At 36.0% G+C, this 16,173-nt stretch carries 15 protein-coding genes; 11 read left to right on the forward strand and 4 right to left on the reverse strand.

The window, feature by feature from the left end; genetic code table 11:
* The first annotated feature begins 515 nt into the window (after positions 1–515).
* Complete coding sequence (locus tag RAH34_RS20200) at positions 516–1,355, forward strand: hypothetical protein (RefSeq protein WP_306597310.1); 840 nt, start codon at positions 516–518, stop codon at positions 1,353–1,355.
* A 433-nt stretch (positions 1,356–1,788) separates the two neighbouring features.
* On the opposite strand, the gene RAH34_RS20205 is transcribed toward RAH34_RS20200, so the two are convergent.
* Together RAH34_RS20205 and RAH34_RS20210 are read right to left on the reverse strand one after the other, a co-directional pair.
* On the reverse strand, positions 1,789–2,127 hold the full coding sequence (locus tag RAH34_RS20205) for a helix-turn-helix domain-containing protein (RefSeq protein ID WP_114820970.1): 339 nt from the start codon (positions 2,125–2,127) through the stop codon (positions 1,789–1,791).
* A 10-nt stretch (positions 2,128–2,137) separates the two neighbouring features.
* Positions 2,138–2,566 (reverse strand): transposase, encoded by a 429-nt coding sequence (locus RAH34_RS20210; RefSeq protein WP_079240508.1) that lies wholly within the window; start codon positions 2,564–2,566, stop codon positions 2,138–2,140.
* Between the two features lie 620 nt (positions 2,567–3,186).
* On the opposite strand from RAH34_RS20210, the gene RAH34_RS20215 reads away from it, so the two are divergent.
* Positions 3,187–4,725, forward strand: coding sequence for a SulP family inorganic anion transporter (locus RAH34_RS20215; protein WP_306597311.1), 1,539 nt, complete (start codon positions 3,187–3,189; stop codon positions 4,723–4,725).
* A gap of 96 nt (positions 4,726–4,821) precedes the next feature.
* Here the strand turns inward: RAH34_RS20215 and fusA are convergent, their stop codons facing one another.
* Positions 4,822–6,888, reverse strand: coding sequence for an elongation factor G (gene fusA / locus RAH34_RS20220; RefSeq protein ID WP_306597312.1), 2,067 nt, complete (start codon positions 6,886–6,888; stop codon positions 4,822–4,824).
* 628 nt (positions 6,889–7,516) lie between these two features.
* On the opposite strand from fusA, the gene RAH34_RS20225 reads away from it, so the two are divergent.
* The 9 genes from RAH34_RS20225 to RAH34_RS20265 all read left to right on the forward strand — a co-directional run bounded on the left by RAH34_RS20225 (position 7,517) and on the right by RAH34_RS20265 (position 14,899).
* Positions 7,517–8,185, forward strand: a complete 669-nt coding sequence (locus RAH34_RS20225; RefSeq protein ID WP_306597313.1) for an HAD family hydrolase — start codon at positions 7,517–7,519, stop codon at positions 8,183–8,185.
* Between the two features lie 8 nt (positions 8,186–8,193).
* A complete protein-coding gene (locus tag RAH34_RS20230) occupies positions 8,194–9,018 on the forward strand; it encodes a phosphoribosyltransferase family protein (RefSeq protein ID WP_306597314.1) in 825 nt (274 codons plus the stop codon).
* Positions 9,008–9,565 carry a TerD family protein gene (locus tag RAH34_RS20235; RefSeq protein ID WP_114820853.1) on the forward strand — a complete coding sequence of 186 codons (558 nt, stop codon included), beginning with the start codon at positions 9,008–9,010 and terminating at the stop codon, positions 9,563–9,565. Before RAH34_RS20230 ends, RAH34_RS20235 begins: the two co-directional genes overlap by 11 nt.
* A 2-nt stretch (positions 9,566–9,567) precedes the next feature.
* Positions 9,568–10,743, forward strand: a complete 1,176-nt coding sequence (locus tag RAH34_RS20240) for a toxic anion resistance protein (protein ID WP_306597315.1) — start codon at positions 9,568–9,570, stop codon at positions 10,741–10,743.
* A gap of 16 nt (positions 10,744–10,759) precedes the next feature.
* The gene (locus RAH34_RS20245; protein WP_114820852.1) at positions 10,760–11,707 is read left to right on the forward strand and encodes a hypothetical protein; all 948 of its coding nucleotides are present in this window, start codon (positions 10,760–10,762) and stop codon (positions 11,705–11,707) included.
* Between the two features lie 66 nt (positions 11,708–11,773).
* On the forward strand, positions 11,774–12,382 hold the full coding sequence (locus RAH34_RS20250; RefSeq protein ID WP_089694597.1) for a TerD family protein: 609 nt from the start codon (positions 11,774–11,776) through the stop codon (positions 12,380–12,382).
* An 85-nt stretch (positions 12,383–12,467) separates the two neighbouring features.
* On the forward strand, positions 12,468–13,511 hold the full coding sequence (locus tag RAH34_RS20255; RefSeq protein WP_114820851.1) for a TerC/Alx family metal homeostasis membrane protein: 1,044 nt from the start codon (positions 12,468–12,470) through the stop codon (positions 13,509–13,511).
* 443 nt (positions 13,512–13,954) lie between these two features.
* Entirely contained in the window at positions 13,955–14,482 is a 528-nt protein-coding gene (locus RAH34_RS20260) for a TetR/AcrR family transcriptional regulator (RefSeq protein WP_114820671.1), read from the forward strand.
* A 3-nt stretch (positions 14,483–14,485) separates the two neighbouring features.
* Complete coding sequence (locus tag RAH34_RS20265) at positions 14,486–14,899, forward strand: nuclear transport factor 2 family protein (protein ID WP_306597316.1); 414 nt, start codon at positions 14,486–14,488, stop codon at positions 14,897–14,899.
* A 228-nt stretch (positions 14,900–15,127) separates the two neighbouring features.
* Here RAH34_RS20265 and RAH34_RS20270 read toward each other — a convergent pair whose 3' ends face one another.
* The gene (locus RAH34_RS20270; protein ID WP_306597317.1) at positions 15,128–16,135 is read right to left on the reverse strand and encodes a catalase; all 1,008 of its coding nucleotides are present in this window, start codon (positions 16,133–16,135) and stop codon (positions 15,128–15,130) included.
* Positions 16,136–16,173 lie beyond the last annotated feature (38 nt).

Below are 16,173 nucleotides of genomic sequence, written 5' to 3' on the forward strand. Positions count from 1 at the left end.
AAATTCTACTGTTTGAAGCGCGAGGCAGAAAATGAAATGAAAAAGTAACATTAGATTCGCGCAAGTTTTAGAATTTTTAGAGAGTGTAGGTTATTTTTAGCTGGAGTTTCCAGGTCTTGAACTTTTGGTTCTTTTGCTTCAAGGCAAAACGAACGAATATGTAAATAAAAATTATACTGCGTAAATAGAATGCGCAATAACAATATAATTTTGTAAAAAGAAAACTAATAACGATGAATAATTAAAATCAAGTGTCGTCTTAGAATCATACTTCGAGATTGAGTAAACATTGGGTCGCAGGTTCGAATCCTGCCTTCTCCCTCGAAAAGGAGAGGTAGCTCAGCAGGTAGAGCAAATGCACGGAAGATTCTGAAAAATATTACCTTGATTTGTAAAAGAGTGCCGTAGAAAAGGCCTGCTTCGGTTTAATTTGGTTCGACTCCAGAAGGTCATGAAAGTGATCTTGTACAAGTCTTTTCGAATCTTGCCTCTTTTTTATTTTAAAATGAATAACCATGCATATACAAAGTAATCTGACTGAATTTTTATACTGGGTCAAAGAACGCACAGAAAAACTGTGGTCTGTAAATGATGAAAATTGTCCTAAAGGATTTTACGGTGCCAAATGGCAAGGGCTTTCTGAAGAACAGATTGATCAGGTTGAAAGAAAATATGAGGTGAGCTTTACGTCTGAACACAGAGAATTTCTAAAGATTCTTCATGCAATTGACAAAAAAGAAATTGTTGAATATGAAGATGAAGGGACACTGATTGCAGAAGAATGTACTTTCTTTTATAATTGGTTAGAGAATGAAACAGAAATTATCAGTCAGATAAATTCTGTTTATAAATGGATGTGGGATGATATTATGAGTGTCAATCACGTTTGGTTGAAATCCTGGGGAATAAAGCCTAAATCTTTGGAGAGAAAAAAAGAAATTTTTGACGAATGGTTTTCAAAACTTCCCCAATTATTACCTGTCAGGGATTCAGCTTGTGTTGTAGAAAACAACAATTTAAAATGGAATCCTGTAGTAAGCGTTAGTGGTTCGGATGTTGTTATTCTGGGTTGGGATTTCAGAACATACTTACTATATGAACTAAGAGATCATCTTGATATTTATACAGACGTATATGATGAAGAAGATAAGAGGTTTTATCCGGAACTTATTGATGAGGTACAACAAATATTCAATGAAAACTTTAAGTATGATGAAACCAAAGACATTCCTTATCTGAAAGAAATGATTCTCTATTGGTCCTCCGGATGGCGTGGGTTTGGTTTAAGCTATTATTCTGAAGATGCCCGGATTCATCCTATTGTCAAAACATATATTGCTGAAGAAGAAAAATAAAAACAAACAAGTGCCGTAGAAAAATGTTACTTCGCTCATCACGACGGGGTCACGGGTTCGAATCCCGTCTCTTCCACAACAAAAAAACACGGTCTATATAGGAAGAGTAGCTCAGTTGGTTAGAGCACGACTACATTATTCGTTTTTAGCCTTGTTTTATCATACAAGAAGCCGGAAGTGGGAGGTTGAAAGATCTTTGTATCATAATTTTCTATAAAGTCAGATAGATTTTCAGGCTTTAACCCCTTTCTTCTGCCCACTTCCAGCTTCTTTATATTACCATTTTGAAGTGTCGTTAGGAAAAAATTCATCGTAACACAACTATGGGAGGAATAGCGAAGCCGGTCACTCCGGCAAGGTTATCCGGTTCGACTCCGGCAAACGTTTAGCCCGGTTTTTTCCTTACTATTACCTTTAAAAAAATGCCGGTAGATTACTTACCGGCATTTTTCATTGTATTTTCAAGCTCTTCTTCAAACATTCCTTTCCATTTTGAAAGCGTTGTTCGGCTTATTTTATATTTTCGTGACATATAGCTTGTAGAATGACCATGCTTTTTTTGATACTGAAGCAGTTTCAGCATAGTCTGCCTGTCATAGGTTTTAAGTTTTTGATTTTCTCTGGATTGCTTGAACAGTTTTTCATTGAACTTAAGGACATCTTCGCTCGTATGAAGCTTTTCAAGAAGATCTTTAATTTTTGGATCTTTAAGCTTTTCGGGATATTCCATCCTCAGCATATCCTGGTAAATCTTTTTGTAATTTGGGCGCATCTTTATCTGTTTATCCGTTTGCATTATCACTCTTCTGAAGCCATCTGTGAAGAGTACTTTTTGGAATAGAATACTCTTTAATAACTTCACTTTGAGTCATTTCACCGGAAAGAATCCTTTTCATGATAAAGTCTTTAATTTCCTGTGTATAAATATTTTTCCTGAAATAAGGTGTTTTCTCGGACTTCTGCTGGTTTTTGTTAATAGCGGAAGGAGGAGCGTATAAAATCAAATGTGAGCTGTACAGTCTGAAAAAATCATATTCCAGCAATTTGCTCCATCTTAAAAGAAGATCCGTATCCATTGATCTGCTGTCATACATCATTTCGACAGCCTCTTCATCTTTACTTAAAAATTTACATATCCTCTCTACTGTAATTTCATTTTCATCAACTCTTTCCTTAATAAATTTCCCAATATGGATTTCTTTATATAACATTTTTACTAAATATTGTTCTTTTGTTTAAACTTATATATAAAAAAACGAGAATAGGTGATATATATTATTTTACATAACGGGAAATAATTCACAGAAATTTGAAATTGATATGAAGGAGAAATAATGATGTAAGAATCTTACGACAGATTTAATAAGACCATATATCCTATAAAACTAAATCTGTATTTTGCCAAATATCTTAAAAACAGGTGGGTAGGGATCACCTTAACGTACTTGGATTATATTCTTTATTTTCAATGGTTTCCTCTTCTTTTTTTTCAAACTTCTTTTCCTGCCATTTGTGTGAAATAATATATAACCTATTAAGGTTTTACACAATTCTATGATTAAAGCTGCAGATAGATTGATATACAGCTTTTTACCCGTTGAATTTTTAATTAGTACCAAATAATTGCTTATTCGTTTTCAAATGTAGACAAAAAATAAGACGTAAAAACAATCATAAATATAAAAATTATGTCTTATGTATTTATTTTAATTAAAATTAACATATTATAAGAACTGATGTGTGAATTATTTAAAGTAACATATTTGCCTGTGAAAAAACATAAAAAGAAAAAATTGTATACCATCCGGACAGTCCATACCTTTGCAAATCAATGAAAAATACTATAAGCTTATTCGACTTTTCGAAAAAAATCAATTATAAAAATGAACTGCTGGCTGGCTTTACCGTAGCGATGACAATGATTCCCGAATCTCTTTCATTTGCTATCCTGGCCGGTCTGTCTCCGCTTACAGGTCTTTATGCAGCTTTTATGATGGGTCTTGTAACCGCTGTTTTGGGAGGTCGGCCGGGAATGGTTTCCGGTGGAGCAGGAGCAACGATCGTTGTACTGATTGCTTTGATACAATCTCATGGGATAGAATATCTTTTTGCCACCGTTGCACTTGCCGGAATCCTTCAGATGACGGTCGGAATCTTTAAACTTGGGAAATTTGTAAGACTGATTCCGCAACCTGTTATGTACGGATTCCTGAACGGGTTGGCTATTATTATTTTCATGGCCCAGGTAGAGCAGTTTAAAATAACAGATAGTAGTGGTGCGGTAAATTGGTTGCAGGGAATGCCTTTATACATTATGGCTGGCTTAACAGCTCTTACAATTGCCATTGTTTATTTTTTTCCAAAAATCACAAAAGTTGTTCCTGCCTCTCTTGTGGCTATTATCATTGTCTTTGCTGTGGTTCTCGGATTTAATATTCCAACAAAAACAGTAGCAGATATCGCCCATATCAGTGGAAATCTTCCGAGTTTCCATATCCCTGAGATTCCTTTTTCTCTGGAAACTTTACAGATTATTTTGCCGTATGCCTTGATTATGGCTGGAGTAGGTCTTATTGAATCTCTTCTGACATTATCTATGGTGGATGAAATCACGAATACGAAAGGAAGTGCCAATAAAGAATCCGTAGCTCAGGGATTAGCCAATATTACCAATGGTTTTTTTGGCGGAATGGGAGGTTGTGCAATGGTAGCGCAGACATTAGTGAATCTCAACGCAGGTTCCAGAGCCAGATTATCCGGGATTATAGCTTCTTTGTTAATTTTAATCATTATTCTGTGTGGGGCACCTGTGATAGAGAAAATTCCTATGGCGGCTCTGGTAGGAGTGATGATGATGGTTGCGATCAGTACCTTCCAGTGGGTATCGATCAGAATTGTGAATAAAATGCCGAAATCTGATATTTTCGTGGGGGTTACCGTAGCTTTAATTACCGTGATTTTACACAATCTTGCTTTAGCGGTTTTAATTGGAGTGATCATTTCAGCATTGGTTTTTGCCTGGGATAATGCTAAAAGAATCAGAGCAAGAAAGCATGTGGATGAAAACGGAGTGAAGTACTATGAAATATATGGGCCTTTATTTTTTGGTTCAGTAACAGCTTTTACAGATAAATTTGATCCTATGAACGACCCGGATCAGGTGATTATCGATTTTAAAGAAAGCCGTATTGTAGATATGAGTGCCATAGATGCGCTGGACAAATTATCCAAACGTTATAAGCAAAATCATAAAACCCTACATCTGCGCCATCTCAGTGAGGACTGCAGGAAAATACTTAAAAATGCAGAAGCTGTGGTGGAAGTTAATATTCAGGATGACCCTACGTATAAGGTGATGCCGGAAAAATAGAAAATAAAATTGAATTGTTTATCAATTATCAATTATCAAGAATATATTCCAATAACAAGACAAGGACTGTAAGAAAAATCTACAGTCCTTGCTTGTTTAGGTTATTAATGTATTGGCGATAAAATCAGGTACTAAAGCATAGTGTGATAATTTCATGCTAATAGATGCTCTTCCGCTTGTCAGCGTTCTTAAGTCTGAAATGTACCCGAAAGTTGAAGCTAACGGAATTTCCGCAGCAAAAATCTTTCTTCCTGACTTTTCATCAATAGAAGTAATAATTCCTCTTCTTCTGTTGATATCCGCAGTGACAGCACCTGTATATTCCTCAATGCTTTGAATTTCCACCTGCATGACAGGTTCCATCAATTTAGGACTACATCCTTTTGCCGCTGCTTTGAATCCTTCTCTTGCTGCAATTTCAAAATCAAATGCTGCAGAATCCTGAGCGTGGAAAGAACCATCAAGAAGAGTGACCTTCATGTTTTCCAGAGGATATCCTTTTAATGGGCCATGCTCCATAGCTTCTCTGAAACCTTTTTCAACAGAAGGGATAAACTCAGTAGGAATAACACCTCCTTTGATCATATTAACAAACTCCAGTCCATGTTCATGATCATTTCCTGGTCCGATTTCAAAAGTGATATCAGCAAACTGACCGCTTCCGCCGTTTTGTTTGGAAAGTTTTTCTCTGTGAACTTTGGTTTCCGTTAGGATCTCACGATAAGAAACTTTAGGTTTCCCCTGATTGATTTCAATACCATGATTCAGACGGATTTTCTCCAGAGTAACCTCGAGATGAAGTTCTCCCAAGCCACTTAATAAAGTTTCCCCGGTCTGCGGATCTCTTTCAACCACCAAAGATGGATCTTCTTCCTGGATTTTTGCCAGTACCAAACCGAAAGATTTCTCATCACCATTCGTTTTCGGCTCGATAGCCACTCTGATCACAGGAGTAGGGATTGTAATGGCTTCCAGTAAAACCGGTTGCTCTGTAGACGATAAAGAATCTCCGGTTTTGGCATCCTTTATTCCTGTTAAGGCAACAATATCTCCAGCTTTAGCTTCTTCCAGTGATAACGTTTTATCGGACTGCATCTGCAGAATTCTGGAAATCCTGTAGCTTTCACCAGTCCTTACGTTCAATATTGTATCTCCGGATTGTATCCTTCCGGAATACACTCTAAGCATCGCCAGCCTTCCCATATGTTTGTCGATCACAACCTTGAAGACAAGCCCTGAAAAAGCAGTCGCTTCATTTCTTTCCAATGTTACTGTTTCTTCTGTTTGAGGATCTCTTCCCTGCAGGTCAGCAAGCTGATCCGGAGCGGGCAGATAAGTGACCACAGCATCAAGAAGAGGCTGGATTCCCTTATTCTTAAAGGCAGAACCACAAAGAACGGGAACGGCTGATCCGGATCTGCAGACTCTTTGTATCGCTTCCGAGATCATTTCAATAGTGAAGGTTTGTTCTGTAGCCATAAACATCTCAAAGAACTTCTCATCATTTTCTGCAAGCGTTTCCAGTAATTTCATTCTGTATTCATCAGCTTCAGCAATATAATGATCGGGAATTTCCTTTTCCACAATGGTTTCACCATTTTCATCGGCCCAGTATAACGCTTTCATTTTGATAAGATCAATGACGCCTTCAAAATGTATTTCAGCACCCATCGGAATCTGAAGAGCCAAAGGAACAGCATTCAGTTTGGTTTTTATCTCATTGAGAACCGCAAAGAAATCCGCCCCGATTCTGTCCATTTTATTGATGAAACAGATTTTGGATGTTCCATGTTTTTCAGCCTGGAACCAAACGTTTTCAGTCTGTGGCTGAACTCCTGAAGAAGCACAGAAAACAGCGACAACACTGTCCAGGACTCTTAATGAACGTTCCACTTCTACTGCAAAATCAATATGTCCCGGCGTATCAATAATGTTGATGTTATACACTTTATCACCTTTTTTCCATTGGGTAGAAACTGCAGCGGAAGAAATGGTAATTCCTCTGTTTCTTTCCTGGATGTCTTTATCCATGGTGGTATTTCCATCATCTACATTACCGATTTTATGAATAAGTCCTGTGTAATACAGAAGTCTTTCTGATAACGTTGTTTTTCCTGCATCTACGTGTGCTATAATCCCTATATTTCGTGTGTTGTATTTCATTTTGTTTGATTTAAATTGTTGATTTTTAGATCTGTGTTTGGAAAAGGTTCTGAAAAAAATAAGCACAAAATACACTCCGGTCTTGTAAAGCCGGTAAAATATTTTTCGTATTTCGTATCAAAGGAAAATTTTTCAGAGATCTTAACAAATAACACAAATTTGTTGAATTGTTAAAGTCTGAAATCAGGGCAGCAAAAAAGACCTATCCGAATAGACAGGTCTTTAATATATTTTTGGGTATAAAAGATCTATAGAACTATTCAGATAAATATTCATTGCTGCCAAAGAACACAGCTCTGACAGGATTGCTTAAAGTTATAATATTTATCATTTTTGTTGACATTGTTGATTTTTAATCGGTTGCGAAATTATAATTTTTTTTTGATTTTCAAAGAATTTTTGAAAATCTTTTTTTGTAAAAGGATATTAAACACTTTTTAAATCATCTTCTGAGAATCTTCCAAATCCACCGAATTTCATAAAAATATCTTAAAACAGATAACGGACGTAATGCTTTTATGATAAATATTTTATCTTTGGGAAGAATAGTAGGGAAACACTTTTTGATGATTAAAAAATTTTAAATCTTTTTCAGGAAGCTAAATAAAAACTTTTAACTTAAAACCTATTGAAAACAGATATCGACATCCATAACCACTGTCATTTTTCCTTTGATCTGTGGCTCACTTTAATCAAATCTCATCCTGAATTTAAAGCAAAAAGAGTTGAGCTGTTCTCCTCATTTTTCAACGTAGATAAATCGATAGAACAGGTTGCGAAAACTGTAAAATATTACGATGATCTTTGCAATACCATCAATGAGGTGACAGGGGGGAATATCGATACTTTTGAAATTTATCTGATGATTTTGGGTGCTTTGGATGTGGATGTGAAGCTTTTGAATAAGGAAAAACTCAATGGGTTTTACAATAAAAGTGAAGAATTGTTTCTGGAATATAAACCAGTTGTAATTTTTGAAAATATTCATGATTTTTTTGAGGATATCAAAAATCAGGGAAAGACCATTAATATTCTGAGTAACACCGGATTTATCAAAGGGAAAACAATGAGAAAATTTCTGATTCATGAAAACCTGGATCAGTACATAGATTTCCATATTTATTCTGATGAAATCAACTGTTCCAAACCTAATCCGCTTATTTTTCAGGAAGTGAAAAACAGGATCAATGATCAGGATTTGCCCATGCACCAGATTCTGCACATCGGAGATAATCCGGTGGCAGATTATGAGGGAGCAAAGAACTTCGGTTTCAGTGCCCATTTACTTAAACACTAACCATAAACATGAATAAAAGATACAGCTTACACCACATTCATTCGGCGGATGAGTTTACTTTCTCTCCTGCGGAATACAGCTTTTTCAAGTATGGCGATAAGTCGTATGCTGAAAAATTTGCAAGAGAATTATTCGACGGATTTATTTCCGAAAATGAAGAACTTTTAAATACTGAGAGAGAGATTGTAGTGCTTCCAAGTCCTTATATGGCGATTCCTACCGCATCCAACTTTTTATGTTTTTACTTTAAAAAACACCTGGATTTTTATCTGTTTCAGAAAGGAAAGAAATCAAGTATTTTATCTAAAATCAACAGAAATCATACATACATCACAGATTACGGGAATCTTAATTTTGAAGACCGCAAAAATCTGATTGCCAATGATACTTATTATATCGATAAGGATTTTTTGAGAGGAAAACTTTGTATTTTTATAGACGATATAAAAATCACGGGAAGTCATGAATATACAGTCAACAGGATCCTGAATGAATATAACGTAGAGGCTGATTTTATGTTCCTGTATTATGCAGAACTGATGAATTTTGACCTTGACCCGAAAATTGAAAACTTTTTTAATTACTATGCCGTAAAAAATGTAAAACATGTTGCAGAAGTGATGAATAAAGAAAGTTTTCAGTTCAATACAAGGATTGTAAAATATATTTTAGGCCTGGATTCAAGTAATTTTGATTATCTTACGTCTAAAGTAAAAAAGGAGCAGATGGACCTGCTTTTGGAGCTGGCGATCAGTAACAATTATCATTTAATAAAAGAATACGAAAATAACATCAATACTTTAACACAAACGGAATTATACTATGGCTATTAACTTACAAAAAGGACAAAGAGAAAACATTAACGCACCTAAATTTACTGTAGGTTTAGGATGGGATATCAATAATACTTCTACAGGAACGGCTTTCGACCTTGATGCTTCTTTATTTTTGCTTGGAGACGACAAAAAATTAGTTTCAGATAATCACTTTATTTTCTATAACAATCTTGAGTCTCCGGACAAATCCGTCATTCATACAGGCGATAACCTTACAGGAGAAGGTGCAGGTGACGATGAGCAGATCAAAATTGATCTTACTAAAATTGACAGCGCTATCAAAGAAATTACAGTAGTAGTAACGATTCACGAGGCTGATTCAAGAAAGCAAAACTTTGGACAGGTAAGAAATTCTTTCATCAGAATTTTCAATACAGATACGAATGAAGAGATCTTAAAATATGAATTAGACGAAGATTTCTCAATCGAAACTGCTGTAGAATTCGGAAGAATCTACAATAGAAACGGAGAATGGAAATTTGAGGCTGTAGGGGCAGGGCAGAGAGAAGGCCTTGAGAAATTTGTATCAATCTATCAGAAGTAATTATGGACAATCAGGAAAATCAACCGATAGATCCGCTAGGGTCAATAGAACCTCTTAAAACCTTTGAACCAACTCCAATGGTTCCTCCAACTCCGGCTCAGCCTGTTCAGAATGCAGCACCGGCAGTTCTTGTGGATAGAGAAGGAAATGTAAACCTGACGCAATTGCAGTCAGAAGAACGTCAGAAATATGAAGTTCTTGCGAACTCTATTGATGAAGCAAACCCAGGTTCCATTGTGAATTTTGGAGCAGAGCTTCAGAAAACTTTAACCAACCAGAGTGACAGCTTCTTAGGAAATGTAAGAAGATCAAACTCAGGAGAAGTAGGAGGGCTTATCAACGACCTTTTGGTAGAGCTTAACTATGTTGATGTAGAAGAGCTTAACGGAAATAAAGTGAAAAGTTTCCTGAGCAAATTACCCTTCATGAAGAAGGTAATGACTCAGGTAGAAAACTTATTCGCAAAATATGACAAGATCATCAATAATATTGAGCAGATTTCTTATAAAGTAAATGCTGGGATTATCACCTCTACAAAAGATAATGCTGTACTTCAGACTATTTTTGAAAGCAATGTGAATTCTATCAAGCAGATAGAAGAGCTTGTCATTGCAGGTAACATCAGAATGGAAAGAGCTGCAGGCGAGCTTGCTCAGATGGAAGCGAATCCGCAGATTTATCAGGATTATCAGATTGCAGATAAAAGAGATTTTATTGCAAGATTAGACAGAAGAATGGCAGATCTTAAAGTGGTGCGTGTGATCATGATGCAGTCGCTTCCGCAGATCAGACTCGTACAGAACAACAACGTTTCTATTGCTGAAAAGGCACAGACGATTCTTACTACGACACTTCCAGTCTGGAAAAACCAGCTTTCACTGGCTGTAGCAATGTACAGACAACAGCAGAATATTGAAATCCAGCAGAAAGTATCTTCCACTACAGAAGAGATCTTAAGAAAGAATGCGGAACGTCTAGGACAGAATTCTGTGAATGTTGCCAGAGCGAACGAGCAGACTATCGTATCTGTGGAAACATTGAGAGAAACAACATCAATGCTGATCAATACATTGAATGAAGTGAAACAAATCCAGAAACAGGGAGCAGATAACAGAAGAAAACTGGATCAGGATCTTCAGACATTGGAGCATGAACTTAAAGCTAATGTCAGAGGTTAATTTATAGCATACTAAGGTGGGGGATGATGCAGCAACCATATTGTCGCAAAGCAAAAGAAGATTAACAAAGCTTAAGCTTCTCGCTAATTTTTTTGAGCATATTGATATTATATCTATTTACATCAAAACGGATATTATTCACAATCTGTTCCAGGAAAATACGGCTTTAGATTATAATAAACTTGAACTTTTCCACCTGCAGTATACGGACAGCCTCATAGAGCTTCTGACTAAAATTAAAAAGCAGAAGGAAAATGATATGCTGGCAGTCATTAATGAAATTAACATCAACGGTAAATATATTTCAGGTTTTGAAGAAAGACAGTCAGATAACTTTCAGACCGACAGGAAAATGTACAGCGGTGTATTTTCTCAACATCTGAAAACACTGTACAAAGATCTTACAGAAGATAGCTTTACAGCCAATTGGGAGAATGTACTGTATTTTCATAAAAAATATGCTCAGGAATTTTACAGAACAGATGCAGATGAAACGCTGCTGAAATCTGATTCTTTCCCGGCCTATCAGTATAAGGATTATTCCATTGAAAGAAAACTGTTGGGAAGGCTTAATATACAGGGATTTAAAGTCCGTTTTGTCTGTGGTTACCTAATTGGAACCCATGATTATGAGCTTTTTAAAATCTTTCAGTCGGATGATCATTTTATTTTCAGTGTAGACGAAAAGAAATTGTATCTTTTTGACAAGGAACTGGATAAGCTGGATACTTCTGAAAATCAATCAAATCAGAGTTCCATTATTGATCAGCTTAGAAGCAAAAATGAACAATTGGAACACAGTATGAACGAAAGAAAACGTACGTTACCGCCGGAAGTAGAAGGTGTTTTGAAAGATTATATCAAAAACCTGGAAAATATGGACATTATGAGCAAGATATTTGATTTCGATGAAGAGACGAATATTCTGCGGGCAATGCTTAATTTGAATTTGAATAATAACTAGAACGAAATTTGAAGCAGAGAAGATTCACTTTTTTGCAAAAAATAAATAACAACTAAACATAAAAAGATGGCTATCAACTTACAAAAAGGTCAGAGAATTAACCTTAAAAAAGAAAATGGAGCTGAACTTTCCCAGGCTTGTGTAGGAATCAACTGGGGAGCAATTGAAAAGAAAGGATTTTTTGGAACTAAAAAAGAAGCAGTAGACTTAGACGGAAGCTGTATTTTATATGATTCAAACAAAAACGTTACTGAAGTAATTTATTTCGGAAACCTTAAATCCAGAAACGGATCTGTAAGACACAGCGGAGATGATCTTACCGGGGATGTAGATGGTGATGACGGACTGGATAACGAAGTAATCACAGTAGACTTCAGCCAGCTTGAACCGAATGTAGAGCACGTAGCAATGGTTTTGAACAGCTACAGAGGTCAGGATTTCGGAACAATTCCTTTTGCTTCTATCCGTATTTATGAAGGATCACCTACCAATGTAAGAGAAGTTTTTGCAAAATATGATATTGCCAATGACGCATCTTTCAGAGGACACGTCGCTATGGTAATGGGTGTTTTCTATAAGAGAAACGGAGAGTGGAAATTCAACGCGATCGGAGATCCTACAGCAGATAAAAAGCTGGAGCAGACGATTCAGACGGTACAGATGAATTATCTATAATCAATTGACAATCAAAAGATAAATAAAATAGCAATATTTGCACACTGTGCATCTATTGCTTTTATCATATAATAACATAACTCAAGTGGAACATCAAAGTATTTTAGAACTGCACCCAGGTCTGGTGTGGGGATTTGCAGTAACAGTCGTTATCATGCTGCTCCTGGACTTAGGGGTATTTAATAAAAAAAGTCATGAAGTATCTTCCAAAGAAGCTACCATCTGGTCTATCGTATGGATCTCACTTTCAATGGTTTTTTCAGGAGTGGTATATTGGGTATTCAACACCGATGGAAGTCCTGAAAGTCATGCTTTGGCAGTAGAGAAATTTACACAGTATCAGGCTGCCTATTGGATTGAAAAGGCCTTGTCGGTGGATAACTTATTTGTCTTTATCCTGGTTTTCGGATTCTTTAAAGTTCCGAAATACCTTCATCACAAAGTCCTTTTCTGGGGGATTATCGGAGCCCTGATTTTCAGAGCGATCTTCATCTTTGCAGGAGTTGGGTTGATCAACCTGACATATCTTCCTGAAATGAATATCTTCGGAGAAGCAGTGAAAATCAACGTAGTCATGACCTTATTCGGATTATTCCTTGTGTATGCGGGGATCAAATCCTGGGGCGACGGTGACGATGACGATGATGAAGATTACAGCAATACGGCAGGTGCAAGATTAATCAAGAGTTTCTGGAAAGTTTCAGACAATTACGATGGAGATAAGTTTTTCACCATCCAGAACGGAATCAAAATGGCAACACCTCTTCTAGTAGTGGTTGGGGTTATCGAGTTTACGGACGTTCTTTTTGCAGTAGACTCTATTCCGGCAATCTTCGCCATTTCAAATGACCCGTTTATCCTTTATACATCGAATATCTTTGCAATTTTAGGATTAAGATCATTATACTTCCTGTTAGCGAACTTTATCCATATGTTCAGCAAACTTCCATACGGATTGGCGATTATCCTATCCTTTATTGGGGTTAAAATGCTTATTGCACCATGGATTCATATTCCGTCTCCGGTTTCATTGGGAATCGTAGGAGGAGTATTGGTCATCTCTGTTCTTTTATCGATCATCTTCCCTGAAAAAGAAGAAGAGAAGAAGGAAGAATTGGACGAAAAATAATCACATTTAAAATAATATAAAAGCCTCCGGAATTTATTTCTGGAGGCTTTTTTGTTTATCTTTTTTTGGAAAAATGCAAAGGCGCAAAGAGGGTAAATATTGTGCTTTTTTAAGGCGTGAGAACATTTCGACTTCGCTCAATGTAAGATTTTCAGCAACGTTGAATTTTTAAGATGTAAACCTTATAGGTTTCAAAAACCTATAAGGTTTAAGATAAAGCGAATCAGATTATCAACATCATTCAGAATCATATTATTAGCGATACTCAATTTTATCAGAGATAAAATCTTTGCGTCTTAATACAACATTTTTATATAAATCTAGCGACTTTGCGTTTTCCAAAATTCTCATAAGAATAGGTTCAAAAATATTTTCAAAATAAAACAGACAGACTGGTCTGTTCTTTATTTTTTTTCCTACCTTTGTTCCAGAAAAGAAAAGCAATGAAATCTCCAAAAGAAAGAATCATAGAAACTACATTTCAATTGTTTGCCAGACAGGGTTATAACTCAACCGGAATTAACCAGATTATTTCTGAAGCAGAAGTAGCCAGAGCCAGTTTCTATCAATATTTTAAATCCAAAGAAGATCTATGTGTAGAATTTCTGAAGGTGAGACATGAATATTGGTTTGGTGAACTCAATACCTTTTTAGCCAAAGAAAAAGATTCAAAATCTAAGATCATCAATGCTTTCGATTTCTTAGTCTATATGAACGGAAAAGAGAACTTCAGAGGATGCAGTTTTTTGAATATCTTATCTGAGATCCCAATGGATAATACCAAAATTCTGACTGTTATTCAATCTCATAAAGCCGATCTCAGAAACTTCTTTTCAGAATTACTGAATGATGATGAACTTTCCGATCATATCTACATGCTTTTTGAAAGCAGTATCATAGAAAGCCAGCTTTTCAAATCCAATGAACTCATTGAAAAATCAAAAAAAATAGCCACCAATTTAATACATTAAGTTATGGAACAGAAACATCCGCTTCCGCCTTTCACTCTTGAAACGGCAATGGAAAAAATTCAACTGGCAGAAGATGCCTGGAACAGTCAGGACCCTGAAAAGGTTTCCAAAGCATATACCATCGATAGCGAATGGAGAAACAGAGATACCTTTGTGAATGGAAGAGAAGAGATTGTAGCATTTCTTCAGAAAAAATGGGAAAAAGAGCTTCATTATAAGCTTAAGAAAGAATATTGGGCACACACAGATAATCATATTGCTGTCCGTTTTGAATATGAGTATCAGACCATAGAAGGAAATTGGTTCAGAGCATACGGAAACGAAAACTGGGAGTTTGATGAGAACGGACTGATGGCGAAAAGATACGCAAGCATCAATGATCTGGCTATCCAGGAAGAAGACCGAAAGTTCAGATAAAATAGTAGAGGTTATACCGGAAGTTATATAATTGGGCCTATGTCATTCTGACGAAGGAAGAATCTTATTAATAACCAATGATATGAGATTCTTCACTACATTTCTGAACTGCGTTCGCAGACTTTCAGCCTGTGTTCAGAATGACACTCCAAGAAATACTTTTTTAGATAAAATCTTTATAGCTTCCCTCAAAAATTCATCATTTATAACTTATAATTCATCATTATTTTAACTGTTTTTTCCATGCAGCAGTTTGTTAATCTTCCTTCTGGTCTGCACAGAAACTTTATAGGCTTCATCACGCAGCTTTTGTATTTTTCCTACAGGCTGAAAAAAGATTTTACTCTCAAAAGGATTGAATGAAAGAAGTTCAGTGTTGCAGTTACGGGAATCCAGCAAAGAATCTTTTTCGATTTTTACTTCTCCGATTTTAATAAAAGGCGCATTTTTCCATTCCACATTCAGTTTATTGACAGGCTGGTCTTTCAGGTCATAACATATCTGTATCAGGACATCTGCAGTAAAGTCATGGGTTTGCAGATAATTTTTTAAAGAATCCTTCACCTTTTGTTTTTTTCCAATGTTCTTATCCACAGATTGAGGAGATAGCTTTATTTTGATGATATGATCTCCAAGCCGGTACGCTCCTATAGAATGATAGTCGAAGGAAAGAATAAAATCATTTCTTTTACGAAGGAGTTTGATCATATTACGAATCATATCACCTGTTAACAGTGAAGGAATTATTTTAATGATCTGAAGCAATACAGTAAAAACACTGTTCCATTTTTTAATGTAAAATCTGTTGACCGCAGTAAACAATTTCAAAAAAGTTGAAACCGAATTGATAGGAAATAAAGGAAAATTCACCAACGGATAATTGGCAAGCAATACTCCGTTTTCATCTTTGATCTGCACAGCAAAGCCATAAGCCGGAATATCTTTTTTTGAATTTTTAATTTTCAGCTGAGCATTAGAGAAACGTATGGTAAGATCAAACTTTTCCTTGTCAAAATAGGGCTGCAATGATTCCGGGATATCGGGTTCTATCCAGAATGCACCCTTTGCTGCCGCATACGTTTTAGCATGGGCATTCCTGGTAGCATAATTGACATCACTGATGGAAGAGGATTGTTCAACAAAATCCGCAATTGTTTTTTTATTGAGTTCCAGAAGTTTTTTTTCCTCTTCATTCAGTTCATCAAACTTCTTATTATATTTTAATGGATTTGGCATTTAGTTTTTAAAATCCAATTATAACGCCAAGTTTCGAA

This window comes from Chryseobacterium sp. WLY505, from assembly GCF_030846215.1.
Classification (GTDB): domain Bacteria; phylum Bacteroidota; class Bacteroidia; order Flavobacteriales; family Weeksellaceae; genus Chryseobacterium.